23 protein-coding genes are annotated in these 26,920 nt (G+C 58.5%); 16 read left to right on the forward strand and 7 right to left on the reverse strand.

Translation table 11 applies throughout. From position 1 onward, the window contains the following. The first annotated feature begins 179 nt into the window (after positions 1-179). The 3 genes from AF71_RS22765 (at position 180) to AF71_RS22775 (ending at position 3,313) form a co-directional block, all read left to right on the forward strand. Entirely contained in the window at positions 180-557 is a 378-nt protein-coding gene (locus AF71_RS22765; protein ID WP_169683222.1) for a VOC family protein, read from the forward strand. A gap of 50 nt (positions 558-607) precedes the next feature. Further along, positions 608-2,155, forward strand: coding sequence for a DHA2 family efflux MFS transporter permease subunit (locus AF71_RS22770; RefSeq protein WP_169683223.1), 1,548 nt, complete (start codon positions 608-610; stop codon positions 2,153-2,155). A gap of 135 nt (positions 2,156-2,290) precedes the next feature. After that, positions 2,291-3,313 (forward strand): LLM class flavin-dependent oxidoreductase, encoded by a 1,023-nt coding sequence (locus AF71_RS22775; RefSeq protein ID WP_169683225.1) that lies wholly within the window; start codon positions 2,291-2,293, stop codon positions 3,311-3,313. A 63-nt stretch (positions 3,314-3,376) separates the two neighbouring features. Here the strand turns inward: AF71_RS22775 and AF71_RS22780 are convergent, their stop codons facing one another. The 4 genes from AF71_RS22780 to AF71_RS22795 form a co-directional block, all read right to left on the reverse strand. Next, on the reverse strand, positions 3,377-3,964 hold the full coding sequence (locus AF71_RS22780; protein ID WP_169683228.1) for a YigZ family protein: 588 nt from the start codon (positions 3,962-3,964) through the stop codon (positions 3,377-3,379). Between the two features lie 105 nt (positions 3,965-4,069). Then, positions 4,070-4,387: a plastocyanin/azurin family copper-binding protein gene (locus tag AF71_RS22785; protein ID WP_169683230.1), complete on the reverse strand. Its 318-nt coding sequence runs from the start codon at positions 4,385-4,387 to the stop codon at positions 4,070-4,072. 11 nt (positions 4,388-4,398) lie between these two features. Further along, complete coding sequence (locus AF71_RS22790; RefSeq protein WP_169683232.1) at positions 4,399-4,923, reverse strand: DUF4142 domain-containing protein; 525 nt, start codon at positions 4,921-4,923, stop codon at positions 4,399-4,401. A gap of 89 nt (positions 4,924-5,012) precedes the next feature. Then, complete coding sequence (locus tag AF71_RS22795; protein ID WP_169683234.1) at positions 5,013-5,705, reverse strand: RNA polymerase sigma factor; 693 nt, start codon at positions 5,703-5,705, stop codon at positions 5,013-5,015. Positions 5,706-5,950: 245 nt separating this feature from the next. Between AF71_RS22795 and gabD the strand changes: the two genes are divergently transcribed. The 4 genes from gabD to AF71_RS22815 all read left to right on the forward strand — a co-directional run bounded on the left by gabD (position 5,951) and on the right by AF71_RS22815 (position 12,656). Then, positions 5,951-7,405: an NADP-dependent succinate-semialdehyde dehydrogenase gene (gabD, locus tag AF71_RS22800; RefSeq protein ID WP_169683236.1), complete on the forward strand. Its 1,455-nt coding sequence runs from the start codon at positions 5,951-5,953 to the stop codon at positions 7,403-7,405. A gap of 406 nt (positions 7,406-7,811) precedes the next feature. Next, positions 7,812-9,761, forward strand: a complete 1,950-nt coding sequence (locus tag AF71_RS22805) for a PrkA family serine protein kinase (RefSeq protein ID WP_169683238.1) — start codon at positions 7,812-7,814, stop codon at positions 9,759-9,761. A gap of 25 nt (positions 9,762-9,786) precedes the next feature. Then, positions 9,787-11,103: a YeaH/YhbH family protein gene (locus AF71_RS22810; RefSeq protein WP_169683240.1), complete on the forward strand. Its 1,317-nt coding sequence runs from the start codon at positions 9,787-9,789 to the stop codon at positions 11,101-11,103. 11 nt (positions 11,104-11,114) lie between these two features. Continuing rightward, a complete protein-coding gene (locus AF71_RS22815; RefSeq protein ID WP_169683242.1) occupies positions 11,115-12,656 on the forward strand; it encodes a SpoVR family protein in 1,542 nt (513 codons plus the stop codon). A 215-nt stretch (positions 12,657-12,871) separates the two neighbouring features. Here AF71_RS22815 and AF71_RS22820 read toward each other — a convergent pair whose 3' ends face one another. Next, entirely contained in the window at positions 12,872-14,149 is a 1,278-nt protein-coding gene (locus AF71_RS22820; protein WP_169683244.1) for a DUF3422 family protein, read from the reverse strand. Between the two features lie 495 nt (positions 14,150-14,644). Between AF71_RS22820 and AF71_RS22825 the strand changes: the two genes are divergently transcribed. After that, entirely contained in the window at positions 14,645-15,277 is a 633-nt protein-coding gene (locus tag AF71_RS22825; RefSeq protein WP_025660249.1) for a hypothetical protein, read from the forward strand. Between the two features lie 105 nt (positions 15,278-15,382). Here AF71_RS22825 and AF71_RS22830 read toward each other — a convergent pair whose 3' ends face one another. Further along, entirely contained in the window at positions 15,383-15,820 is a 438-nt protein-coding gene (locus AF71_RS22830) for a hypothetical protein (protein WP_169683246.1), read from the reverse strand. 709 nt (positions 15,821-16,529) lie between these two features. Here AF71_RS22830 and AF71_RS22835 point away from each other — a divergent pair. The 8 genes from AF71_RS22835 to AF71_RS22870 all read left to right on the forward strand — a co-directional run bounded on the left by AF71_RS22835 (position 16,530) and on the right by AF71_RS22870 (position 25,738). Then, complete coding sequence (locus tag AF71_RS22835) at positions 16,530-18,257, forward strand: EAL domain-containing protein (RefSeq protein ID WP_169683248.1); 1,728 nt, start codon at positions 16,530-16,532, stop codon at positions 18,255-18,257. A 20-nt stretch (positions 18,258-18,277) separates the two neighbouring features. Continuing rightward, on the forward strand, positions 18,278-18,775 hold the full coding sequence (locus AF71_RS22840) for a ubiquinone biosynthesis methyltransferase UbiE (protein WP_169683250.1): 498 nt from the start codon (positions 18,278-18,280) through the stop codon (positions 18,773-18,775). Beyond that, positions 18,772-19,950: a class I SAM-dependent methyltransferase gene (locus AF71_RS22845; RefSeq protein WP_169683251.1), complete on the forward strand. Its 1,179-nt coding sequence runs from the start codon at positions 18,772-18,774 to the stop codon at positions 19,948-19,950. The genes AF71_RS22840 and AF71_RS22845 overlap by 4 nt, the downstream gene beginning before the upstream one ends. Beyond that, a complete protein-coding gene (locus AF71_RS22850; protein WP_169683253.1) occupies positions 19,947-22,304 on the forward strand; it encodes a SpoIIE family protein phosphatase in 2,358 nt (785 codons plus the stop codon). The genes AF71_RS22845 and AF71_RS22850 overlap by 4 nt, the downstream gene beginning before the upstream one ends. A 4-nt stretch (positions 22,305-22,308) precedes the next feature. Beyond that, positions 22,309-22,863 carry an ATP-binding protein gene (locus tag AF71_RS22855; RefSeq protein WP_169683256.1) on the forward strand — a complete coding sequence of 185 codons (555 nt, stop codon included), beginning with the start codon at positions 22,309-22,311 and terminating at the stop codon, positions 22,861-22,863. 18 nt (positions 22,864-22,881) lie between these two features. After that, a complete protein-coding gene (locus AF71_RS22860) occupies positions 22,882-23,220 on the forward strand; it encodes a hypothetical protein (RefSeq protein ID WP_025660241.1) in 339 nt (112 codons plus the stop codon). Positions 23,221-23,797: 577 nt separating this feature from the next. After that, positions 23,798-24,580, forward strand: coding sequence for an ATP-binding cassette domain-containing protein (locus AF71_RS22865; protein ID WP_169683258.1), 783 nt, complete (start codon positions 23,798-23,800; stop codon positions 24,578-24,580). Positions 24,581-24,760: 180 nt separating this feature from the next. After that, positions 24,761-25,738: a L,D-transpeptidase gene (locus AF71_RS22870; protein WP_169683260.1), complete on the forward strand. Its 978-nt coding sequence runs from the start codon at positions 24,761-24,763 to the stop codon at positions 25,736-25,738. A 160-nt stretch (positions 25,739-25,898) separates the two neighbouring features. Here AF71_RS22870 and AF71_RS22875 read toward each other — a convergent pair whose 3' ends face one another. Further along, complete coding sequence (locus AF71_RS22875; protein WP_169683262.1) at positions 25,899-26,771, reverse strand: Hint domain-containing protein; 873 nt, start codon at positions 26,769-26,771, stop codon at positions 25,899-25,901. Between the last annotated feature and the right edge of the window lie 149 nt (positions 26,772-26,920).

Here is a 26,920-nt window from a genome sequence, read left to right on the forward strand (position 1 = left end):
TTTTCAAAGACTTCAGCCTGCTTTGGCAATGTTCCTTTCTGCTGGTCAGTCCTCGGGGCAGCACCGGGATCGACAATTGAGCTCCATCATTTGCTTTACTGATGCGACGCTGTACAGTCGCGAGCGGCCCGATTGGCTGCGGCTCATCAAACACGAGCGCCGGCATAGAAGGAGGAATGATGTTTCATCATGTTTCTATCGGCGTGTCCGATCTCCAGCGTGCACGAAAATTCTACGACGCAGCACTCGAGCCGCTGGGCTATACGAGGCTTTCAACGAGTGACGGATGGCTGGGCTACGGTGCTGAACAGCCCCAGCTCTGGATAAAGCTCGCCGAGCGGCCTGTCGTTCCCGACATGGAGTCGGGACTGCACTTCTGTTTTGTTGCCCCCAACGAGGAAGGCGTCAGAGCCTTCCACGCAAACGCAATGGCCGGCGGCGGGACGGACAACGGAGAACCGGGAATACGCCCCGAGTACGGATCGTTCTATTACGCAGCATTTGTCATCGATCCGGACGGCTATCGCCTGGAAGCGTTTTTCCGCCGTCCTGAGTGAAGGCCCGCAGCGCGGGCCGTCTTGAACCATCCCGATCGCAGGGCAACCGCATGTCGCAACACCTTGAGCCCGCCTCCTCTCATCCGCCTTCGGCGGTGATCTGGGTGGGCTTCATTGCGATGTGCATCGGGATGTTCATGGGGATCCTGGACATCCAGGTGGTCGCGACATCCCTGCCGACAATTCAGCAGGCCATCAATATCGATCCTGACCAGATGAGCTGGATCCAGACCGTCTATCTGATCGCAGAGGTGATCGCGATACCGTTGACAGGCTTGCTGACGCGTGTCCTGACGATGAGATGGCTGTTCGTCGCCTCCATAGGCTTGTTTGTCGTCGCTTCCACTGGCTGTGCGGCAAGCAACGGCTTTGGCGAACTGGTTGCCTGGAGGGTCGTTCAGGGCTTTTCCGGTGGAACGCTGATCCCGGCGGTTTTTTCGGCCGTTTTCATCCTCTTTCCCAATGAGCGGCAGGCACTCGCCACGACAATCGCCGGCGTGCTGGCTGTCTTGGCACCGACGGTTGGACCGATTATCGGCGGCTGGCTGACGTCAACCTATTCGTGGCATTGGCTGTTCCTCATCAATATCGTTCCCGGCATTGTCTCGGCGCTGGTGGCGTGGCAGTTCCTGCCCCGGCAGAAGGGCGACGTGTCCGAACTACGGCACCTCGATGGTCTGTCGCTCCTTATGATGGCGCTGGCGCTGGCGAGCCTGGAACTGGGTTTGAAGGAGGCGCCGACGAGCGGCTGGATCTCGCCTTACGTCCTGAGCTTGCTAGCTTTCAGCCTGGTATCGGGGTCCGCATTTGCATCCCGGTCGCTGCGCAGAACGCGTCCCATCGTCGACCTGCATCATTTCCGAGATCGGAATTTCTTGGTCGGGTCGGCCCTCAGCTTCGTGCTCGGGATCGGCCTGTTCGGCTCGGTCTATCTCATGCCGGTGTTCCTTGCCTTCGTCAGGGGGCACAATGCCCTGGAAATCGGGATGACGATGCTGGTCACAGGCATAACGCAGCTGTTCACCGCACCGATCGCCGTTGCGCTGGAAAAGCGGACAGATCCGCGTCTGCTCTCAGCCGCAGGCTTCGGGTTGTTTGCGATCGGACTGGGGATGAGCGCAGTCCATGATCCGCGCTCCGACTTCGATGCCATGTTCTGGCCGCAGGTCGTGCGCGGTGCCGCGATCATGTTCTGCCTTCTGCCGCCGACACGCCTCGCCCTCGGAACCTTGCCGGCATCGCGGGTGCCCGACGCAAGCGGCCTCTTCAATCTGATGCGCAATCTGGGCGGGGCGATCGGCATCGCCATGATCGATACGATCATCTACACGAGGTCGGAGCCGCTTGGGCAGAGACTATGGGATCAACTGCGGGCCGGCGACGCAGCCACGGCGGCGTTTATCGGGGCTCCGGCGGGAACGATCACCGGCAGCACCGGCGACTTCACACCGGACACGATCGCTGCGCTTGATCCGCTCGTACAGACAGCAGCAAGTGTCCAGGCGATCAACCAGGCTTGGCTGATCGTCGCCATACTGACAGGCTGCGCGCTGCTCTTCCTGCCTTTTGCAAGACGGCCGACCGCATCGCAGCAGTAGCGGCCGCTCATTTGGTGGACGTCAATCTCAAAGGATGAACAGAGCGTTCAATCGTCTTTTCGTGGCAGACGCTGATCCCCATGTTATGCCCATCAAAATTCCCACCGCAAACCGCGATATCCAACGGGTAAAATCATGAAGAAAATCGGCTTTCTCTCCTTCGGCCATTGGGCGCCCTCGCCTCAATCAAAAACCCGCTCCGCGGGTGATGCGCTGCTCCAATCCATCGATCTTGCCGTTGCCGCCGAAGAACTCGGTGCGGACGGCGCGTATTTCCGCGTCCACCACTTTGCGCGGCAGCTGGCGTCGCCTTTTCCGCTCCTGGCGGCAGTCGGTGCGAAGACGAAGACCATAGAGACCGGCACCGCGGTCATCGACATGCGTTACGAGAACCCTCTCTACATGGCCGAGGACGCCGGTGCTGCCGATCTCATTGCCGGTGGCCGCCTGCAACTGGGGATCAGCCGCGGCTCTCCGGAGCAGGTCATCGATGGCTGGCGCTATTTCGGCTACCAGCCACAGGATGGTACGAGCGATGCAGACATGGGCCGCGGCCATGCCGAGGTGTTCCTGGAAGCACTCAAGGGCGAAGGTTTTGCCCAACCGAACCCGCGTCCGATGTTCCCTAACCCGCCCGGCCTGCTGCGCCTTGAACCCTATTCGGAAGGATTGCGCGAGCGCATCTGGTGGGGCGCGGGGTCCAATGCAACTGCAATCTGGGCAGCCAAGCTCGGCATGAACCTGCAGAGTTCGACGCTGAAGGATGACGAAACCGGTGAACCCTTCCATGTCCAGCAGGCCGCACAAATCCGCGCCTACAGGGAGGCATGGAAGGCAGCCGGCCATACTCGCACCCCACGCGTGTCAGTCAGCCGCAGCATCTTCGCGCTCGTCGACGATCGCGACCGTGCCTACTTCGGCCGCGGCGGCAAGGAACAGGATTCGATCGGCTATATCGACGAAAACACCAAGGCGATCTTTGGTCGCTCCTATGCGGCCGAACCTGAGGCGCTGGTCAAGCAGCTCTCCGAAGACGAAGCCATTGCCGAAGCCGACACCCTGTTGCTGACAGTCCCCAATCAACTCGGCGTCGAATACAACGCTCATGTGATCGAGGCGATCCTCAAATATGTGGCACCGGCACTAGGCTGGCGTTAAGTCGGGCGCCGGATTGCTTGCTCGAGCGCTTACGCGATGCTGACCTGAAGGCTCGCGCTCGCCCTATTGTTTGAGGGTGAGCGCGCTGCGTCCACTTGTGGTGTCGGCAATCAAACGGGCAATCTCGTCCGACCGTGCCTGCGGAAAGCTCACCGCGATCTCCGCGCCAGCCTCGAAGAAAGCCTCGCTGAGGACGTGCACCCCCTCGAAGGCGGCGAGCCTTGCCCTGAGGATCGCAAGGTCGGAAAACCCGGCTCGGATCGTTCCTTCCAAAGTTGGAACGAGTTCGATGAGTTCGCCGGACCGGAGGCAGGCGGCCGCCGTCCCGCCATAGGCGCGGATCAAACCACCGGTGCCAAGAAGCACACCTCCGAACCAGCGCGTCACGATGACAATGACCTTGTCGAGTGATTGGCCATCGATCGCCTGCAGTATGGGTTTTCCTGCTGTTCCGCTTGGCTCGCCGTCATCACTGAAACGGTAGGTCTGGCCGATGCGCCAGGCCCAACAATTATGGTTGGCATCGCCATGGCTGCGTACCGCAAGCGCCTCCTTCGCGTCGATCTCGCTGACGATCGGAACACCAATCGCCAGAAACCGGCTCTTCTTCACGATTTGCTCAAGGGCTACAGGGCGTTCCAGCGAATACATGAAAGCTCTATAGGACAGCGCGAAGGCCGAGCGAAGACGGATTCTATCCGGGGATGGTCGGATATGGCGGCGGAGGGTGTCTCCACGCAGCGCCGCGCAGCCTTACTATTGAGCGGGTATCGAGATACGACCCTTCATGTTCGGATGAAAGCGACAATAGTAATCAACCGACGTGGTCGCCTTCAGCACGGCACTTGCGGATTTCCCGGGAGGAATGACCACCTCCCAGTCACCCTTCACGGTCGCCGTATGGGCAAGAATATCCTTGTTGATCCATTCGATCGTGTCGCCTGGCCTTGCGCTGATCTCAGCGGGCGAAAACATCATCTTTTCGATTGTTACAGTGACTGTTTCCGCCCGCACCGGAACGACACCGATGGTCAACGCAGATACCGCAACGATCCACAGATGCCGTCTCAGCATGCTGGTATCTCCTATTTAAGCTCGCCAGCGACATGCTCGGCATGCTGCTGATGGCCCTGGAAGACCTTGAGGCCGGTTTGGAGCAACTCCTTGAGCTCCGCGTTGCTCGCCGACGGGATCAATAGCGTCTCGAGCGCGCCATTGACCTGCTTGTGGTAGGCGACCTCGTTGTCGACATAGGCCTTGTCGAAGCTCGCTCCGCTGAGTTTGGCAAGTTTTGTTCGCTCATCGGTTGCAGCCTTGGTCAACGTCTTGCTCGTTTCATTGTCCACCGGCGTAACCTTGAGCTTCTTGACCAGTGCAAGAGCCTGCTTGTTCACGGCCTCATGGTCTCGCACCATGTCCTCCGCGAAGGCAACAACGTCCTTGTTCTTGGATTTCGAGATCGCAAGTTTTGCGGCCTCGATATCGATGGTGCCGGCCGTATAGGCGATATGCGCGATCTGCGGGTCCGTCGGCTTGTCCGCTGCCCATGCGGATGGCGCAAGTCCGAACAGGCAAAGCGCGGTCAGGGTCGCAATCTGTCGAGTCTGCATAGGAACCTCCTTCGCCCGAACCGGCGAGGCCGGGCATTGTTTTTCTGGAACAGACATTGGATGTCAGCCCGACGGGAAGGTTCCCGCAATCAGTCGAGAAAACCGAGACGGCTCATCACCGCCGTTGTCAGGCGTTCGCAACGACGGCCCGCGAAGGGAAATGCGGAAAGGAGCACGGGACCGATCTGCTCGTCGAGGCGCTCCCTTACCAGGCGCCTGGCGCGATGAAGCCGGCTCTTGACGGTCTCGGCCCGCAGGCCGAGCAACGCCGCGGTCTCATCCACATTCAGCCCCTCGATCACTCTTGCGACAAAGACGGTTCGGTAGATATCCGGCAGGGCGTCGGTCGCCTGCTCGACCAATTGCAGAATTTGCCGCTGTGCCATGGTGCGCTCCGGATCGCCGGTGTTGTCGACAGGAAATCGGAGGATCATTGCTCCGCTGTTTTCGTCGGCAGGACGCGCGACGCCCGCCGCCCGCCGCTTCTTGCGCAGACGTCCAAGAGCTTCGTTGATTACGATGCGCGAAAGCCAGGTCCCGAGCGAGGACTCTCCTCGGAAACGATCGAGATGCGCAAATCCGAGCACATAGGCCTCCTGAACAACGTCCTCCGCCTCGCTGTCATTGCGAACAATGCTTCTTGCCAGACGGTAGAGCCTCTGATTGTGAGCCTTCATGATCGCGCGAAAAGCGTGGCGATCGCGGGCGACCGCGCGGCGCGCCAGCTCGACATCGGCGAGCGTATCGAGTGCTTCGGCCCCATCTGCTTGAATCTGCGACATCGTCACCTCTTTCATGTCACCGCTTTCGCATTGATATAGATGGAGCTCGACGGCAAAGGTTCCCGAAAATTGCGCGCCGGTGTTGGAAACCTCCAACCATTTTCGAGATTGCGCCTCGGCACTGGGCGACCCTTTTACCACAACGCGTTTGACAGGGCGGAAGAGGATGGCGACATTGTCCTAAGGCTTGGCCGAGGCGGCCGCGGAGATGCTGAACGGCACAATTTCTCGATGGGATGGACAACATGAACCTCAAGGACCCCACACTCTTTCGGCAGGCAGCCCTGATCGGCGACCGATGGATCGAGGCCGATCCGGCGAATGCGATCGAAGTCAACAATCCGGCGACCGGTGAAATCATCGGCCGCGTGCCCAAGCTGGGAGCGCCCGAGACAAAAGCCGCGATCGAGGCGGCACGCGTCGCCCAAAAGGGCTGGGCGGCGCGCACCGCCAAGGAACGCTCGGGCATTCTTCGCAAATGGTTCGAGCTGATGATCGAAAACAAGGACGATCTCGGCCGTATCCTGACGCTTGAACAGGGCAAACCGGTTGCCGAAGCGACCGGCGAGATCGTCTATGGCGCAAGCTTCGTCGAATGGTTCGCGGAGGAAGGGCGGCGGGTCTATGGCGATCTGGTTCCCGGTCACCAACCCGACAAGCGCATCATGGTGATGAAGCAGCCGATCGGCGTGGTTGCCGCGATCACCCCCTGGAACTTCCCGAATGCCATGATCACGCGAAAAGCGGGGCCTGCCTTTGCTGCCGGTTGCGCCATGGTGCTGAAGCCGGCCAGCCAGACGCCCTTCTCGGCCATTGCAATTGCCGTGCTTGCGCAACGCGCCGGGCTTCCGAAGGGCCTGTTTTCGGTTGTCACCGGCTCGGCACGCGAGATTGGCGCCGAAATGACCGCCAATCCGACCGTCCGCAAATTGACCTTCACCGGTTCCACGGAAATCGGCGCCGAGCTCTACAAGCAGAGTGCTCCGACAATCAAGAAACTTGGACTGGAACTCGGCGGCAATGCACCCTTCATCGTCTTCGACGACGCTGATCTTGATGCCGCCGTCGAAGGTGCGCTGATCGCCAAGTTCCGCAACAATGGCCAGACTTGCGTGTGCGCAAACCGGTTATACGTGCAGGAAGGTGTCTATGATGCTTTCTCACAGAAGCTTGCGGCAGCCGTCGGCAAATTGAAGACCGGCAATGGCTTCGACGAGGGTGTCATTCTGGGACCGCTGATCGACCAGCCAGCGCTGGAGAAGGTCGAGGAACACGTTGCCGATGCGCTCGCCAAGGGTGCGAGCGTCGTACAGGGCGGAAAGCGCCACGTGCTCGGCGGCACTTTCTTCGAGGCGACGGTGCTCGCCAACGTCACCAAAGAGATGGTCGTTGCCCGCGAGGAGACTTTCGGGCCGGTGGCGCCGCTCTTCCGCTTCAAGGACGAGGCCGACGTGATCGAGCAGGCAAACGATACCGAGTTTGGCCTGGCCTCGTACTTCTACGCGAAGGATCTCGCTCGCGTTTTCCGCGTCGCCGAGGCCCTCGAATACGGCATGGTTGGTGTCAACACAGGATTGATCTCGACGGCGGAAGCTCCTTTCGGCGGCGTCAAACTCTCCGGCCTTGGCCGTGAGGGTTCCAAATACGGGATCGAAGAATTTATGGAAATTAAATATGTCTGCCTCGGCGGCATCAGCTAGCGCCCGACGGGCGCCAGCTCGCAATTTCCTTTAGCGCTTCCTTCGCCATGGACGGCACGGGTTCTGGAGCTGCCGTCCACCGGCGCATGATCGCTCAGCGCTGCGATTTTGTTCGCCGGCATAGCATTGGCTCGGGATGAAATGCGCTGTTCATAGCGATAGCGTGATTACCTTAGCCATGGTTATTGCACGTCTTTCGTGCCATATTAGCAATCAGCACAGTTCAACATTTGAGTCGCAATCTGGCGCAAGAATGGAGACGATGAGATGCTACATGGCCTACTCGAGCCAAATTCGAATTCCTGTAAGTATTTGAAGGAACGAATGCTAGTTTGTGCCGTTGTCTCAATGAGCGCGCCGACGGGGCGGCAATCCCGCCTCAACCGACCGGCCGCGGGAGAGCATCATGCAAAAAGGTGAAAGTGACGTCTTTGATCTTTTCTCGGAGATTTACACAAGCGCCGCGCAAGAAGAACTAAGTCTACAGGAATACCTGCTAGCCTGCCGTGATGACAAAAGCCTTTATGCGACCGCGCAAGAGCGAATGGTCGAAGCGATCGGCGAGCCGACATTAATCGATACGAGCGCCGATGAGCGGCTAGGGCGGATTTTCGCCAACCGCACAGTCAAGATTTACCCGTCCTTCGCCGACTTCTATGGAATGGAAGATACAATCGAGCGGATTGTCGGCTACTTCAGATACGCCGCGCAAGGTCTCGAGGAGCGAAAGCAGATCCTCTATCTGCTCGGTCCTGTGGGAGGCGGCAAATCGTCGCTCGCCGAGCGCCTCAAGAGACTGATGGAGCAGCGCCCGATCTATACTTTGGCGGTCAATGGCAAGATCAGCCCCGTCTTCGAATCCCCTCTCGGCCTGTTCCACCCGGAACGGATGGCGGGTCTCTTGGAAGACAAGTACGGGATTGCGCCGCGAAGGCTGACGGGCCTTATCTCGCCCTGGGCGACGAAACGGCTCGACGAGATCGGCGGCGACATTTCGAAATTCAGCGTGGTCAAACTGACGCCCTCCCGTCTGCGACAAATCGCAATCGCGAAGACCGAGCCGGGTGACGAAAACAATCAGGACGTGTCCGCACTCGTCGGCAAAGTGGACATCCGTCAACTTGAAAACTTCAGTCAGGCCGATCCTGATGCCTACTCCTACAGTGGCGGGCTGAACCGAACGACGCAGGGGCTTCTTGAGTTCGTCGAAATGTTCAAGGCGCCTATCAAGGTGCTGCATCCCCTGCTGACCGCCACCCAGGAGGGCAGCTATAACGGTACGGAGAACTTCGGCGCCTTCCCCTTCCAGGGCATTGTCGTTGCTCATTCGAACGAGTCCGAATGGCTGCAATTCAAGAACAACAAGAACAACGAGGCATTCCTCGACCGCATTCTCGTGGTCAAGGTGCCCTATTGCCTGAGGGTCACCGAGGAGCGGCAAATCTATGAAAAGCTGCTTCGTGAAAGCGAGCTGGCAAAGAGCCCATGCGCCCCTGAAGTGCTCGAGAATCTTAGCCGGTTCACCGTTGCGACGCGCCTCCATGTTCATGAGAATTCACCGCTCTACACGAAGATGCGCGTCTACGACGGCGAAAACCTGAAGGACACCGATCCCAAGGCCAAGTCGGTGCAGGAGTATCGTGACGCCGCCGGTGTGGATGAGGGCATGACAGGCGTCAGCACGCGTTTTGCCTTCAAGGTGCTGTCGGAAACCTTCAACTACGATACAAAGGAGGTCGCTGCCGACCCGGTACACCTGATGTACATCATGGAGCAGGCAATTCGGCGCGAACAGTTCCCGAAGGAAACCGAAGCGCGCTACCTGGATTTCATCAAGTCCGAGCTTGCAGCACGCTATGCCGAATTCATCGGTCATGAAATCCAGAAAGCCTATCTGGAATCCTACAGCGAATATGGACAAAACCTGTTCGACCGGTACATCTCCTACGCCGATGCCTGGCTGGAAGACCAGGACTTCAAGGACTACGACACAGGCCAGATCCTCAACCGCGAAATTCTCGACAGCGAGTTGTCGCAAATCGAGAAGCCGGCGGGCATTGCCAACCCCAAGGACTTCCGAAATGAAGTTGTGAAATTCACGCTGCGCGCCCGCGCCAAGAACCATGGGCGCAACCCGTCCTGGACGAGCTATGAAAAGCTTCGCGAAGTGATCGAGAAGCGCATGTTTGGCCAGGTCGAAGACCTCCTGCCAGTCATCAGCTTTGGCTCCAAGAAGGACAGTTCAACAGAAAAGCAGCACGCGGAATTCGTCGAGCGCATGACGGAACGCGGCTACACCGTTCGCCAGGTCCGGCGGCTCGTCGATTGGTATATGCGGGTCAACAAGGCCGGCTGACGATGCCGAACCGGGGGAATGGCAGATGGCGAATTTTATCGACCGCCGGCTCAACCCGAAGGATAAGAGCCTCGGCAACCGGCAGCGTTTCCTGAAGCGAGCCCGGGAAGAACTCAAACGGGCGATCAAGGAGCAGGTCAAATCGGATAGGATTGCCGACGTGGACGCCGCCCATGGCGTTCCGATGCCGAAACGCGGCGCCGGCGAGCCGACTTTTCAGCCTGCCTCCGGTAGTGGAGCGCGCGAGTATATTCTGCCCGGAAACAAGGAATATATGGCGGGCGATAAGCTCTCGCGACCGCAAGGCGGTGCCGGCGGAAGTGGCAAGGGCGCCGGCCGCGGCGAGAGCGAGGATGACTTTCAGTTCATCCTGTCCCGCGACGAGGTTCTCGACCTTTTCTTCGAGGATCTGGAACTGCCCGACATGGTCAAGTTGAACCTGAAGGAGACGGTGACCTACAAGCCTCACCGCGTCGGCTTCAGCACGGCCGGCACCCCCACGAACATCAATGTCGGGCGGACGATGCGCAATAGCTTCGGCCGCCGGATCGCGCTGCAACGTCCGAGCGAAGCGGCGGTGAAGGCGATTGCAGATCAGATCGCCATCTTGGAGGCCGAACCGAACCTGTCGGCACAGGAGCGGCGGCGCCTGCAGGCATTGCGCGAGGAGCTCGAGCAATTGGAACGCAGGCGCCGACGCATCTCCTATGTCGATCCGGTTGATATTCGCTTCAACCGTTTCGAGCGCCAGCCGCTTCCCAATGCCAGCGCGGTGATGTTCTGCCTGATGGACGTGTCGGCCTCGATGGGCGAACGCGAAAAGGACCTCGCGAAACGCTTCTTCGTACTGCTCCACCTCTTCCTGACCCGCCGTTACGAGCGGATCGATATCGTTTTCATCCGCCATACCGACGAGGCGCGCGAGGTCGACGAGGAGACGTTCTTCTACAGCAAGCAGAGCGGCGGCACGGTCGTTTCCACTGCCCTCGAGGAAATGCTTCGTGTCATCGAGGAACGCTATCCGGCCCATCTGTGGAACATCTACGCCGCTCAAGCGTCCGACGGCGACAACATCAGCGGAGATTCCGAACGGTGCGCGGCGCTGCTTCGCGACCACCTGATGCGCCTTTGCCAATACTACGCCTATGTCGAGATCATCGACGAGCGTGAAACCGAAATCTTTGGAGCGACCGACAACGGCACGTCGCTGTGGCGCGCCTATCGCACGGTCGACGGCGAAGTGCCTAACTTCCAGATGACGCGGATCTCCAGACCGGCAGACATCTACCCCGTGTTCCGCAAGCTCTTTACCCGACAGCCTGCCATGCGCACGCGTAAGTAAGGGACGACCGAATGGCGAGACGTTCGAGTTCAGGCCTGCTGTTTGATGGTTCCGACTGGAATTTCACAACCCTTTCGCGCGCCTACGATGCGATAGAGACCGTTGCGCTCGATGAGATGGGACTGGACGTCTATCCCAACCAGTTGGAGATCATTTCCTCCGAGCAGATGCTCGATGCCTATTCCTCGGTTGGCATGCCGCTGATGTATCAGCACTGGTCCTTCGGCAAGCGCTTCATCTTCGAGGATCACTTGTATCGGAAGGGACAGCGCGGCCTCGCCTACGAATTGGTCATAAACTCCAACCCCTGCATCACCTATCTCATGGAAGAAAACACCATGGCGATGCAGGCGTTGGTGACCGCGCATGCAGCCTTCGGCCACAATCATTTTTTCAAGAACAACTACTTGTTCCGCCAGTGGACGGACGCCGGCTCCATCCTGAGTTATATGGACTTCGCCAAGAAATACATCGCCAAGTGCGAGGAGCGGCATGGATTGAGCGCCGTCGAGGCGATCCTCGATTCAGCGCACGCCCTGATGGACCAGGGCGTCTTCCGCTACCGCCGCCCGCCCCGCCTTTCCTCCGAAAAAGTCAGAGAACGCGCCCGAGAGCGATTGGAATATGAAGAGCAGACCTACAGCGATCTGTGGCGCACGCTGCCGCTGGCAACGGAAAACCGCAATCCGGAAGAGGCCGAACGCGACGCGTCCGAACGCAAGAAGGTTCTCAATCTTCCGGAGGAGAACCTGCTCTACTTCCTGGAAAAGCACAGCCTCATCCTCGATCCATGGCAGCGCGAACTTCTCCGGATCGTGCGCGTCATTGCGCAATATTTCTATCCACAGCGCCAAACCAAGGTGATGAACGAGGGCTGCGCGACCTTCGTTCACTACACGATCATCAACCGCCTCTTCGATCAGGGCCGGATCAGCGAAGGGGCGATGCTGGAATTGCTGAAAAGCCACTCCAACGTCGTTTTTCAACCGGCCTTTGATGATTCGCGCTTCCCGGGCATCAACCCTTACGCACTGGGATTCGCGATGATGCAGGACATCGAGCGCATCTGCATGGAACCGACGGCGGAAGATCGCGACTGGTTTCCGTCGTTTGCCGGCAACGGCGATTGGCAGGGGACGCTGCTCGACGCCTGGGCAAACCACCGCGACGAGTCCTTCATGCTCCAATATCTGAGCCCGGCGATGATCCGCAAGTTCCGGCTGTTCCTGCTCTCCGATCGCGCCACCGACAGCTATTGCGAAGTATCCGCAATCCATAATGAGCGCGGCTATTCCAGGATCCGCTCGGCGCTTGCCCATAGTTACGACGTCGGGGCCAGACAGCCCGATATCCAGGTTACCGACGTGGACTTGCTAGGTGACCGGCAACTTCGGCTACAGCATAATGTGAAGAATGGCATCCTCCTGGAAGAGAGCACCCGTGATGCCACGCTCGGCCATATTCGCCACCTCTGGGGTTACGACGTGAGCCTGAGTGGTGTCGATGCTGGAACGGGTGCGGTGCTCTACGAGTGTTCGACGGCGCAACTCTGAAGCCAGCTGGGATTAGCGGAACGGTGGGAGCCATGCGGCTTACGGTCAATGAAAGCGCTTGCCCTCCGGATCGAACGCGTGTTGGCCGACTTCCTTTACGACGGCTCCCTTGTGTACGTCTCGGGAAGCATGGTGCCGTCCATGACGGACTTCCTGGCATCGTCTGGCCGGCCGACGCGCCCTGACAGGGCGGTGGCAGCCTACGGCGCCAAACGTCAACGCTTGTCCTCTTCGGCATGCCTCCGCCGGATGCTTCGCACGACAAGCCACATGCCGGCAACCACGATCGGTACCGAGAGACCTGTCAGCGTCTCGGGGGACACCTCGAAGCCGACATTGTGCGCACCCTTTGCCACATAACCGAAGAGCCCGACGACATAGTAAGAGATGGCCGCCACCGACAGGCCTTCGACGGTCTGCTGCAAACGCAGCTGCAGTTGCGCCCGGCGATCCATCGAATTCAGCACCGTCGTATTGATACGCTCGAGTTCGACGTCGATCCAGCTTCGCAGCAGGGCCGTGGCCCGGGCAAGCTTGCGCGAAAGGTTCGCCTGGCGCTCCTCGACCGACTGACAGGTTCGCATGGCCGGTGCCAGTCGCCGTTCCAGGAACGAGCCGAGTGTTTCGCTGCCTGGTATTGCCGTCTCGGCAAGAGCCCGAATGCGCTCCTGAACGATTTCGTAGTAGGCGCGGCTTGCCCCGAACCGATAGAGGCTGAGCGCTGCATTCGCCTCGAGTTCGGCCGCAAGGCGCGTGATCTCGGACAGCATCTGGTCCGCTTCATCCCGTGCATGCAGCTTCATCCGCTGCGTAATGGCCGTCAGGCCGGACTCGATCTGGCGGATTTCGGGCGAGAGTGACTGTGCAAGCGGCAGGCCCATCATCGCCAGCGTGCGATAGGTCTCGATATCGAGAAGCCGCTGGACCAGCGCACCGCGGGCGCTGTCGGACATGCCGCGATCGATCACGAGAAACTTCGTCAATCCGTCGCCATCCTGGCGGAAATCGGTGAGGATCGTTGCCTGACCGTTTCTGAGCTCGCTTCGACACAGGCTGGTCGGATCGAAAACGGCAATTTCCTGCACTGTCTCGGGCGTGTCGGGGCGTATTTCCAAACGAATGCCCGATATGAACGGACCTGGTGGCGAGAAGCTGTCGCCGAAAGGATGAACGGCGATCGGGGCGCCGAACTTCTCTGGTGCGGGGCAGTCCCAGAAGTAGGTCGAAAATTCGGTGTGGCGTTCCCAGCGCAACGTGCCCTGGCCCCAGCTTATCGCATGATGGCTGGTCTCACGGGCCGGCGGAGCAACGCCGCTGGATCGGGAAAGATCCGCAAGCATCTCATGGTCATTGTCACCGGCACTCTCCGTCAGGAAAGCAAGCTGGAAAATGACGCGTGGCGCCTGAACAAGCGCATAGGGACGTGCATGAATTTCCCCCAAGGCGCGTACTCGAAGATCCGCAGGCGGAAAGCCAAAGCTTCCTTGCGTCATGCGTGCGCTCCTTTCGGTGTGTGTTTCCCGCTCATCGCTATCGATACTGTGATTCGGCTGAGCCCGGGAGCGCGACTGAACAACCTCGATTGGTTCACCTCCGATCGTCGCTGACACGTTCAAGTTCTTTTTGCCATTCGCAAAAAGATTTCGAATGTCCATGATCTTATCCCTACATCGGCCCCTCAGCTGGCGGCATGCAAGCATCTCCTCATATGCCTGTCTAGCACGATCGGTCCGCGCGACCGTTTGCCACAGCCACTCCAACCAGCAAGCAACTCATGCTTGAATGGCACCCTATGCGGACAGTGCGGCACCGCTCGCCACAGAATCGTGATGGAACAATTCCCGACCATTGGATTTCAACCTTCGGCGCGAATGTGCTGAACGCGAAAGGCTGTGGAAAGTCAACTTGCGGCACGCTGCCTGGCGCGCAGATCGGGTTTCTGACGGCTGCTGTTGTGGTATTGCCCGATCTTACTCGGGAGAGATTCGATGGCCGTAATCGATATTCTGGCGTCCGTGGCTTTTGCCGCAACTATGACTGCGTCCATTTCACCGTCCGAGACAAATGTACCTGCCTTCCGGCCGCTCGGCGTTTCGCAGGATACGCTGCCGTCAGCGCTCGGCTGCAAACCGATCAATGGCGAGCAGCCGGATACGACGGGCCAGTACTCATGCAACGTTCTGCCTGGCGGAAGCGACCTCTTTGACCAATATGTGCTGGCCTACGTCCACGGCATGGGAATATGCAACGTCGTCGCGATCTCCCGTTACATCGACGATGATCAGCGCGGCACGACCACACGGCAGGTTTACAAGGAAGCGGCTTCGCTGCTCGCTTCCCAGTTCGGGCCAGCGGACGAGAAGGTCGACCATGTCGCCACGTCCAAATTCGGAAAGGACGGCATGTTCCGGCAGGCGGTCATCGCTCAGGAGCGACAGGTGTTCGAACAATGGGACAATCTGAGCACGAAGTTCCAGAATGCCCAGTCGGCCAGCGTCACGATTTCTGGAAGTGAGGATTGGGGACTGGCGGTCTACAGCATTTTCCGCTTTGCCCATAACGATGCCTGCCTGAGCAGTCTGGAGCAGCAGACCGGACTGTCTGGCGAGGATGGTGAGTGATCAGCTAGCTGGCGATCGCAAGCGACAAGCCGGCGACCGCCGGAGCGGCGGCTTGAAGACGGGAGCAGTGATCAGGTGTTCGAATGGCGCCTGGTCTCGTTCCGGTCAATATGTGAACAGTGCCCGCAGGCGAGCGAATAAACCTGGGCGATCCACGCCAAGAATACCGCGTACATAGTGGGCGGCTGTGGCGGCGCTGACCGTCGCGCCGAAATGGCAGTAGCAAAGAACGTTATGCAGTTCGCCGTCGGTGAGACTGAAGAACTTCTTGGCCTGACCGTAAGTATCGTTCTCAAGCCCCGCTGCTCGCAGGATCGGGTCCTCGAAGGCGACCGAGATCGGCGAGTTATCGCTACGCAGGAGCGACAGTACTGACGTCGGCTGATGTTCGGTCTGGTAGAGGGTAGCCAGTCGTCGATGCGGGCTTAACTCGAGAAGCTCCACCCAGCGCTCGAGACGCTCGCTTCGCGACATGACGCGGTGCGGATATGCCTGGTCGATATCCGCAATATTCTGCAGTTGCTCCAATGTCTGATGTTTCATGGTGGGCTCCATTCGGCTGAAATTTGCGCAGCCCCATTGCCGCGTACGCCCTGAATAATTCAGCTAGGGGACAGCGAGGCCCAATCAAGATCATTGCGAAAGGATTTATGCAGGTCGGGAGCAAGTTGCACGACAGTCTGCATTCTGCCTGCAGAGCTTGCTGAAGAGCGTTGCTTCGCGTCGGCGAGCGCGGCCGAACCCGAACTCAGCGACAGTTTTGTTTTAATTATGCGCGGCGGACGTGAACTGGCCCCAGATGGTCTCAGGAATCTCATCAGTTTGTCCGGAGACACCTGCAGCTATACGCGAGGGCTGGGTCGACCCGAGTCCTGCGGAAACTCCCATGGGATCGCGAAGCGGGAATTGTACTGCTGCCGTCGCAATATCCAGCCCCGCGCTCTCTGCTGTCCGATGCGCGAGATCTAGGCCGAGCCTCAATAGGCTCGACTCGAATGACCGCGCTTTTGTCTGGTTACAGGCTCCGACGGACCCTCGAAGAATTGGGGCCTGGGTTACCGCTTAGCTAACTTTCCCTCCCGCGTACATTTCGACAATTGCAGTCTGGTAGAGGGACAATACTGCCCTATGGTAGCGTTTTTGATTGACTGCAACACGGCATACGCTAGCTTTCATAGAGACTGCTGATTCAGCATGTGTGGGATGCATCGGAAAAAACCTAGGCGCAGGCACAACGCGGAGGCCCACCCATATGCCGGAAAATCGTGAGAATTGGCCTACGCTAGTTCCACATGGATCCGAATTCTTCAGCCGTGTCGCAGCTGTTTTCTCGCTATGGGATCTAGACCTCGTTCTTATTGATTGGTCTGAGACGCTCGCGAAACGCTCAGGCTTCAACAGGCAGCAACCCACAAGGCTGGGCGACATTTACCCCATGTTGAAAGCCGCTCCCTCAGCGGACCTCGTACAACTCGTCATAAAAAACGGCACGCCACAATCGCTACGGATAGGTGTGTCGACCGACAACGGCTATGACCTGCTGCTACTGCCGGCAAAGGAGGGATTGGCAGTTATCGAGATCGCCGTTGCTGACCGTATCGAATCGACACCTGCGCATGAGCAGGAACGGGCTCTCCTCTTGCACCAGGCAACCCATGACGCCCTGACCGGGCTTCCCAACCGCCGGCAGTTCAGCGACCAGTTGGGGCGCTTTCTTCCGACCGGCGGCGGATGCGGTCTCGCCCTGATGCAGATTGATTTGGACGACTTCAAGCCGGTGAACGATACCTTGGGACACGGCGCCGGAGACATCGTTCTGAAGCTTGCGGCCGCCAGAATCCGAAGCGTGCTCGGTACCGGCGAAACAGCCTTCCGACTTGCTGGCGACGAATTTGCCGTCATTCAAACTTCTCACGAGCAGCCCGCAGAGGCAGAACGACTGGCAGATGCGCTTGTTGGCGAATTCAAGAAACCATTCGTGGTGGACGGCATCACTGTCTTTGTGGGAGCCAGTATCGGCATTGCGATTGCGCCCCGCGATGGCGATGAGGGCGAGCAATTAATGAAAGCAGCCGACGTCGCCCTTTATGCCGCCAAAAAGGAAGGACGCCGTCGCGCACGAACCTTTGATCCCAGCATGTTGGTGGTCCTGGAACAACGGGAGTTGCTGAGGCGCAGCCTCAGGGTCGCGCTCCAGCATGGCGAGTTCTTCCTCGAATACCAGCCTCTTGTTGACCGCTCACGCACCGTAACCGGCTTCGAGGCTCTCCTGCGCTGGCGCCATCCGAGGCTCGGCGTGATTCCTCCGATTGCCTTTATCCCGATGGCCGAGGCAGATGGGCTGATGAGCGAAATCGGCCAATGGGTGCTGGAACAGGCCTGTCGGGAAGCTCTGAGCTGGCCGGACCATTACACCGTTGCCGTCAACTTATCCCCGGCGGAATTCTTGACAGCAGGTTTCACAGATCGTGTGTCGCAAACTCTCGATCTTATCGGTCTTCCCGCCGAACGCCTGGAACTCGAGATTACGGAAACCGTCCTTCTGGAGCGCACGATCAACAATCTCGATACTTTGAACACCCTGAACGTGCTTGGCATCCAGATCTCGCTCGACGACTTCGGGACGGAGTACTCATCCCTGAGTTACCTGAAGAATTTTCCTTTCGATAACATCAAGATCGACAAATACTTCGTCAACGACCTCCTAAGCGACGAAAAGAGCCGGACGATTGTACGTTCCGTCATTGCCCTCTCGCATGGGCTAGGCATGCGCGTCACTGCCGAAGGCGTGGAGACTGCCGAACAGGCCGCGTGGCTCCTGGAGGAAGGCTGCGACAGACTGCAGGGGCATTTCCTGAGCCCGCCGATGCATGTCGATCACATTCGCCAATTCATCGCCCCCCGCAAAGGACGACGGGGAAACGGCGGCGGTGGGCGGGATGCAACCGGGATGGCGATCGGCCAGGGAGGTGCAGGTTGAAAAGGCAGGAGGCGATGGCAATGGCAGACGCAGCTTTTGAGCAACTCCTCAACCTGGAAATGGAGATGGCAACCTTTACATCCGATTGGCTGCATTGCGACCAGCTCTCGAACTACGTCGCCCAAATGGTCAGCCATGACCGCCGTGATCCACTGCGCCATTCCAACCTTCTGTCCTCCGCCCTCAACGAACTCCTCGAGATGTCGTTTCGCTCGGAGGCGCAAGAGGGTGAACTAGCATGCGCCTTCTATCGTCATGAACAAATCGAGCGGATCGAGTTGAGTTTTCCGTGCCCATCACAACAGCACCGCTTTTATGCTGAACTCGTCCGGGGTCTGAAACACAGTGGAAAACTGGCGAACTACGTGAAGGTCATCGCCGACGAGACGGCTCCCCTGGAACAAGCGATCCTGTTGGGATTGGCGGTCAACTATGATGCGGAGATAGAGCTGCGCGCTTCGGCAGCCGAGGCGCTCACATTCGTTGTCGACCTGCCTCTTGAAAGGCTCCTCACTTGACCGCGAACAACCCCTCCCCTGTCTTTGCGACGCAATTCGACACAAGCAACCAGGAATTCGTGGCAACAGGCGTCTTCCGGCCTCGTTCGATCGCAGACATTGCGGACGATCTGCTTCTGCTGCGCGACAAAATCGAAAAGGTGCACGGCGTCTTCTACGTCAATCTGAAACGCGTCACCCACATGAACAGCACGGCGTTCGGCGCTCTGGCGCGTGTTCTCGTCGATGCCTCGTACTCCCGACCCGAACTCAAGATTGTCGTGCTCGCATCAAGTGTCGTCACATGGGCGACGCAGATGTTTCGGCACCTTGGGGAACTTTCGCCCAACATTTCCATGGAGATTTATGACTCTGCTTTCTATCCTGGTCAGGCGTTCGTCGAGGATAAGAGCTTCATACCGATTCTCCGGACCCAGACGAAAATGACCTGGCGTCACGAACGGACGATTTTACCACGGCACGGTCTGCGCGGCGGCATGGCGATTGCCGACATTTGCTGCGGCATCGGTGATTTCGCTATGCTTGTCAGGAAAGAATTCGACCCCGCCAGGATTGTCGCGCTTGATCATTCCGTGGCCAGCCTCGACTATGCGCGCTCCGTAGCGGAAGACTTCTGCGTTCGCGATATCGAATATACCTTTGGCGATGCATCACAGATGCTGTTCGAAAGCGACCAGTTTGATTTTGTGACGTGCCGCCACTCGTTACAGATCTTCGATCGGCCCGAGCTCCTTCTGAGAGAACTCTATCGGATCTGCAAGCCGGGTGGCCGGGTCTACATCACAAACGAAAAGAACTCTCACTGCCTGGGTGAACCGCGCGCCGAAACTATCCAATGGACCTATAACGAGGTCGCCAAGCTCTTTCGCCATTTCGACATGGACGTCGAAATGGGACCAAAGGGTTCTCGCCTCTTGCTGGATACCGGTTTCGAGGATGTAAGGATCGAAAGTTTCATGGTCACCAACCACGACGGCGACCCGCAGGAGTTCGCCGATGTCATTGAAGCCTGGGAAGATGTCTACGCAGGCGAGATGTCCGCTAGACGCGGGGACTCTCCCGAGTTCGTCGCACGGTTCAGGCAGGGCTTCAGGGATCATATCTTTGCAGCGCTTCACCCGAGAGGCTATGCCGGCTGGCCGATCTGGGCGGCGTCGGGGCAGAAGCCGCTATGACCGCTGCGCCAAAGAAGCCAAGCCTCGGATTACGCTCCTTTCGGACGAAATTCATCCTTGTCGTCGGCGGCGCCGTGCTTTTCGATCTTCTTGTCAGCGGCAGCCTGGCGCTCTGGAACGTGCAACGGCTATCGCGTGACGCGACCACGCAAGTCGGAGAAGGGCTTGAAAAGGCAAGCCAAGACTATATTCGCTCGTCCACCGAGTCCACAGTTGCACAGGTTGGGCTGCTTCTTAATCAGGTGCATTCCGACGTTAAGGCGCTCGCTGGCGTGTTGCAGTCGCAGATAGATCGGCCGACGAGGAACAGTAAGGTTGGGGCCGCAATGGCCAAAGCTGATCCTAACGCCGTGACGGTCACTTTCGACAGCGGCGGCGGTTGGGCGCAGAACGCACCCGGGTCACCATCCGTCGTTAGTGTCTGGGGTTACCTTCTCGACAAGGATCATCGTCCGCTGCCGCAAGTGCAGACAGACATCGAAACCAGCGCCGTTCTTGATCTGGTTGCCCCTAACCTCCTGCAAAATGGGGCCTCCAAACTTCAAATGTACTATATCGGTCCGAAAGAGCGGCCGATCTTTAGAACGGCTCCCTATACGGACCAGGCGCAGACGTTCGACAGGCTCTACCCCGGCCACAATAAAGAAAACTTCTGGGCCTTCTTCTTTCCGGGCATCTACGAGTCATGGCAGCAGTGGGCCCGAAATCCAGCCTCACGCCCCGTTCCTGAAGACATTACCCAGACTGCACCATACACAGACGCGATAACGGGAAAGCTGATCGTCAGCTTTTTTCATCCTCTCTGGACGGCAGATCGCCGCGACGTCGCCGGGATAGCCGGCGCCGACATAACGCTCGACCAGCTGGCCGAAATCGTCGAACACGTGAAGGTCGCCGAAACCGGTTTCGGCTTCCTTGCCATGTCCAACGGCAATGTTGCCGCAATTAACCGGACGGGGGAGAAGATCATCGGCTTGCGCGCGGCAAGCGACGCCACCAACCAGGGCGTGACCGGCGTTGACCGCTCGCTGCGAAACAGTACGCAGAAAGCTATTGCCTCTCTTCCGCTCGACGCCGACGGCGTCATTCACCGCATTTCACTGAGAGAGAATGGCGAGGATGTGCCCTATCTGGTGGTCACCAAGCAGCTCCGCCCATCGAATCTTTGGGTCAACGGTCCGGTTCAACGCGAGGTCATGTCGCTTGGTATCGTCGTACGGGAGCACGAAATTTATGCGTCGCTTATCGCTGCTCGAGAGCAGATAGCGCGTGCCACCAATCGTATCCTGCTTTACCAGATTCTTGCGGTTCTGGTGTCGTTGCTCATCGTTGCGGCCGCAGTATTTGCGGCGTCGAAGCGCATCACTGGCGGGATCAGCGCCTTGGCAGCCGCTGCAAGGAGCATTGAGGCGAAGGACTATTCCGTTCGGGTGGCGATTACCAGCAAGGATGAGGTGGCGCAGGCCGGACTTGCCTTCAATCGCATGGCCGAGCAGATCAGCTTCCATACGGAGAATCTTGAAAAGCTGGTCGATGAACGGACGAAGGAAATCGAGGCGGCAAAGGAAGAAATCGAGGCGTTGAATACGCAGCTGAAGAGCGAGAACCTGCGCCTCGGCGCAGAGCTCGACGTAGCACGCCACATCCAGATGATGGTTTTGCCGCGGCCCGCTGAGCTTGGAGCGGTCGAACACCTCGATATTGCCGCCTATATGCGTCCGGCCGACGAGGTTGGTGGCGACTATTATGATGTCCTGCAAAACGGCCGAAGCCTGAAGATCGGCATTGGCGATGTAACCGGTCACGGGCTGGAAAGCGGCGTGCTGATGCTGATGGTGCAGTCGGTCGCCCGTGCCCTCCAGGAAGCCGGAGAAACCGATCCTTCGAAATTCCTCGCGCATCTCAATCGGGCGATATTCAAGAATATCGAGAGGACAAAAACCGACAAGCACCTCACTTTGTCATTTCTTGACTATGACGGCGATCGCCTCACCATTTCAGGACAGCATGAAGACCTTATCGTCATCCGCAAGACAGGTGAAGTCGAGCGGATCGATACCGGTGACCTCGGTCTGCCGGTTGGGCTTGAATCCGATATTTCGCCTTTTGTTGATACTCGCGAGATATCGTTCAAGCAGGGCGACCTTATCGTGCTCCATACGGACGGTGTTACGGAAGCCGAAAATCCGCGTGGCGAGCTGTTTGGCATCGACCGGCTCTGTCAGAGTGCGCGGCTGCTTCATGGCCAGACCGCGGAGGAAGTGAAGGATGGTATCGTCGAAGGTTTGATGGCCTACATCGGAACTCAAAAAATACATGATGACATCACGCTGGTCGTGATGCGGCATAGGTGATGACATGGCAGTCGTACTCTATGGGCAGGAGCACCTCGCCTCCTCCACTGCAGCCCACGCAATTCGGCTTAGGTTGCTTGATGGCCCACTTGATCTTGCCTGGAAGCACTCCGGCATGACGTCTGATTTCATTGCAGAAATGATGGTCTCAAGGTTTCGGCCGCCGAAACGGATCTACAACCAGCTCAAACAGGACATCGGTTACCTTGCAAACGAGCTGATAGAGAACGCTATCAAGTTTCGCATTCGCGGCGAGGTGGTTGTCGAAGCCCTGGCGCAAGCCGATTGTTTGCGGCTTAGGGTGTCCAATTTCGTTGACCGTGAAACGGCTGGTAGATTCAAGCAACTGCTCCGCAAGGTAACGAGCGGTGATCCGAGCGAGCTGCTTATCAGGCAGATCGAAGCAAACGCCACGGCCACGTCAGGCAATGCATCGGGCCTCGGATTGTTGACCCTGATGAGCGACTACGAAGTGCAAATGGCCTGGCTCTTCCAGGAGGACGACCCTTACGACCGAACAAGGCTTGAAACCTATGCAGCTATGTCAATTCCGGCATGAAACAGCAAGAGGTGCGCGATGGAAATTAGAGAAGAAGCCTACCGCGTCTGGTCCGAAGGCAGCACCGTCTATTTCGATGGGACAATGCGGTTATCGGGGCCTGACGCTTACGCCCCGGTCCAAGAACTCGCCATGAAGGCGCTCGAAAATGGCAGCGGCAAAACCACTTTGGACCTGACGGGGTTGGAGTTCCTCAATTCCTCCGGCATAAATCTGCTTGCCAAGCTGACAATCGAAGCGCGCAAACGCCCGGAGATCCATTTGACCGTTCTGGGTTCCTCCCAAATTTCGTGGCAGACGAAATCGCTACCCAATTTGAAGAAGCTGCACCCCGGCGTGGATCTGAGGATGACCTGACGGCCGCCTGTGCGGCCGCGCAGAACGGGCGGCGGGTCTCCCTCTGGCCCGCTTGGTACTCTGGTGCTCCCTTCGTGAGTACAATTCCATTGCAACCACTTGCGCCGGCAGTTGTGGTCTCATTGCCAGCAATTCACCGGCCAAACCAGTCGCAGACGTCAACGCACGCTTGGCTCTCGTCAACGCTCCCGTCGATGGCGCAATTGCAGAGAAGACGACCGCGCAGTGCTCGCCTCGCTTGACGCGGAGCGCAACACGGCGCGCGACCGGGTTCGCTTATCGGAAATCACTGATCTCAACCCGCAAATCAGCGGACATGGCAGGCTGCTGCTCTTCCAACCAACTCGCAAGCCTTAAGATGCAACTTGACCAGCTCGATTTCGGCCGCTGTTTGCGAATGCGCGGAAAGTGCCCACCTCTTTAAGACGGCGTCCGGGGCAACCTGTCTCAAGGCGGCAAAGCTTCATTTCGAAATAATTGCTCGCCAGAGAATATATAAGTTGACAGCAACGGTAGAGTTTTGCACGAGCGCGTGTAAAGCCGCGATCGCTATCTGATGCAAGCAAAGAGAAGCCGCATGTCCACACCACCGTTCCTGATAACGTCACAGATTGCCTATCAAGCCGCAGGAAAGAGCATCCTTTCCGGGATAGATCTGACATTGACGAGCGGACGCATCTACGGTCTGGTTGGGCAGAACGGTAGCGGCAAGAGTACGCTTCTGAAGATCATAGCCCGACAGATTGCCCCGACCTCTGGTGGGGTCGAGCTGAAAGGCGAGGCGATTTCGCGCTGGGGCGCCAGACCCTTTGCCCGGCAGGTTGCCTACATGCCGCAGTTCACACCAGCGACCGATAGCATGACGGTTCGTGAATTGGTGGCGCTTGGCCGCTTCCCGTGGCACGGCACGCTCGGCCGTTTCACCAGCGCCGATCAGAATCTCGTCGACGAGGCCATAGAGCGAACCGATCTCGAGCGTTTTGCAGACAGCCCGGTCGCAAGCATGTCCGGCGGCGAGCGGCAACGCGCCTGGATCGCCATGATGCTGGCGCAGAATGCGCAGTGCCTGCTTCTTGATGAGCCGACCTCCGCGCTGGATCTGCTACACCAGGACAGCGTGTTGGCGCTGCTGCGCGAACTCAGCCACGAGCGCCGGCTAACGATCGTCGTCGTCCTCCACGATATCAATCTGGCCGCCCGCTATTGCGACGAGATCGTGGCCTTGAGGAAAGGCCGCATCTCGGCACACGGCACGCCAGCCGACATCGTAAGGTCCGATGTGCTCAAGTCGGTCTTCGATCTGGAAATGGGTGTCTTTCCGCATCCGGTCAGCAACGATCCGATCAGCTACGTTCTCTAAAGACGTAGTCTTGCCATCCGGCTTCCACGGAGACTCCGCTCAGTGAGTGATCTGTAACAGTGTCGCCGTGCAGTGAACCGCGTGAAAGCATTCTGCATACCGTTTGATGATATTGAACTTCCGACTGCCTCAACGGACGCCGCCGTTGGAACAACTTGGCCGGTCGTAGATTTCACGCTCATGAAAACAACGATCTTTCTCGTCGTGTTGCTGACCCTGGGGCTGCTTGGCAACGCAAGTGCCCAGGAGCTTGGTGCGGAAACCATCAACAGTGCCTCGCTCGACTCCATTCCAACCGAGCGACCAGCCAAAGCCTCCCCTCGACCAGAGCCTGCCGTTATACGTCTGCAGGTGCTTCTGGATCGCTTGGGGTCGTCTCCCGGGGTGATAGACGGGCATTACGGCGAGAACGTCACCAAGGCGATCGCTGGCCTCGAAGCGATGCGGGGCATCCCGACCGATGGAAAGCTGGATCCTGACGTCATTCGCCTTCTGCTTGACGACCAGCCAGTCATCGGGACCTATGTAATCTCCCCGGAAGACACACAAGATCTCGTCGACCGCATTCCCAAAGACTACGCCAGGCAAGCCAAGATGAGGTACCTCGGATACACAAGTGTTGCCGAGAAACTGTCCGAGCGGTTCCACATGGACATCGATCTTCTGAAGGCGCTGAACGCCGGCACGCCCTTTACGGTCGGAAAGACAATACTGGTGGCGATGCCCGGCAACGCGAAGGAAGAAATGGTCAAGAGGATTGAAGTGCGACGACGAATTGGGCAAGTCCTGGCGTTTGGCAAGGATGGCTCCTTGCTGGCCGTTTATCCCGCCACGATCGGCAGCAGGCAAACGCCTTCGCCGTCAGGAACCCACAAGGTCAAGGGCGTCGCGCGAATGCCGCCATACAGTTACGATCCGAAAATCAACTTTCAGCAGGGAAAGAACACCAGGCCCCTAACGCTGCCCAAAGGTCCCAACGGCCCCGTTGGAACCATCTGGATCGATCTGACAGAGCCGACGTATGGAATTCACGGCACACCGGAACCCTCCCTTATCGACAAGATCGGATCACATGGATGCGTCCGCCTGACCAACTGGGACGCCGAGGAATTGGCCGCGATGGTAAAACCAGGCGTGACTGTCGAGTTTGTCGACTGACGCGAGCCTGTCAGCTGTCTTGCTGACAAGGCTCAGCGCTTTCTTGTCAAACAGGACACTACGTCCCTGGATGAGGTGTTCGACAGCCGTCACGGCTGGCCGGCGACCAGGCCTCTATTTGCTGTCCCTTTGCCGCAGGCGCCAGCGACGGTCCAAGGTATCAGCTCGACAATTCCCTGGCGCGGGCGTTGATCTTCTCGCACGCCTCTTCGTATGGGTCACGCATCGGGATCAAACGCGACGCACCAAGCAGCAAAAGCGATTTCAAATGCTTCCAACCGCCTTCCTCGCCGGCAACCGGGGCATAGGAGGTCATTGCAGTGCGGCCCTCAGCGGCGTAGAGGCGCTCGTACTCCGCAAAGTTTGAGAAGTTTTCGTGATTGCCGCTTGAAATGTGGAACGTCTCGGCCGCGGCGCCTTCGGCAAGAACGACCTCATGGGTATCGAGCAAGACCGCATAGTACTCGATCATCGTGTCGTCGGCAGGAAGGATCGGCGCAATCGTCGTACCGTTCACGAGATCACGCACCCGGATCAAAACGCCATTCAGGAACAGTGCATGGCCTGGCGATAGATAGAGATCAGAATGTGGCGCGCAATCATCCAGCGCATGGCGCAAGACCCGGATCGGCACGACACCCTCCTGCCAGCGTGCACCACTCTTCTTGAACACCTGGCGACCGACCCACTTGATCCGTCGGGCATCTCCGTCCGCAAGCGCCACGCGATCACCGATGCGAAGATCCTCAACACGCTTTTCACCGCAATCGGTGAGGATCGACGTCCCGCGCAGGAAGCACTGCGCGCCGCCGCCACCGCCGCCACCGCCAGCGTTTCCACCAGAATTGCCGTTCCCGCCTCCACCGGAGTGACCGCGCCCCCAGCGCCGGCCCATTGCACGCGCAGGAGACGATGAAACTGCCGCTGCTATGGTTGCAACGCTCGCGAAACGTGCACCGGCCGCAGCCGCCACACCTAGAAAATGCCTGCGCGCGGTATTGAGGGGCAACTTCCGATCATCGGTAGATGACATGCTGGCTTCCTTTGAAAAAAGAGTGATGCCAGCACAAGTTACAATAAGTTGCATCGCGTTGAACTTCGCAGAATAGCGCTGCCGCCTACTGAAAAGGTAGTATGCATCGATAGTCAGCTTTGATCCGGAGAAAGCTCTTGCAGCTTCGC

Source organism: Rhizobium sp. 57MFTsu3.2 (assembly GCF_012932765.1).
Classification (GTDB): Bacteria; Pseudomonadota; Alphaproteobacteria; order Rhizobiales; family Rhizobiaceae; genus Rhizobium; species Rhizobium altiplani.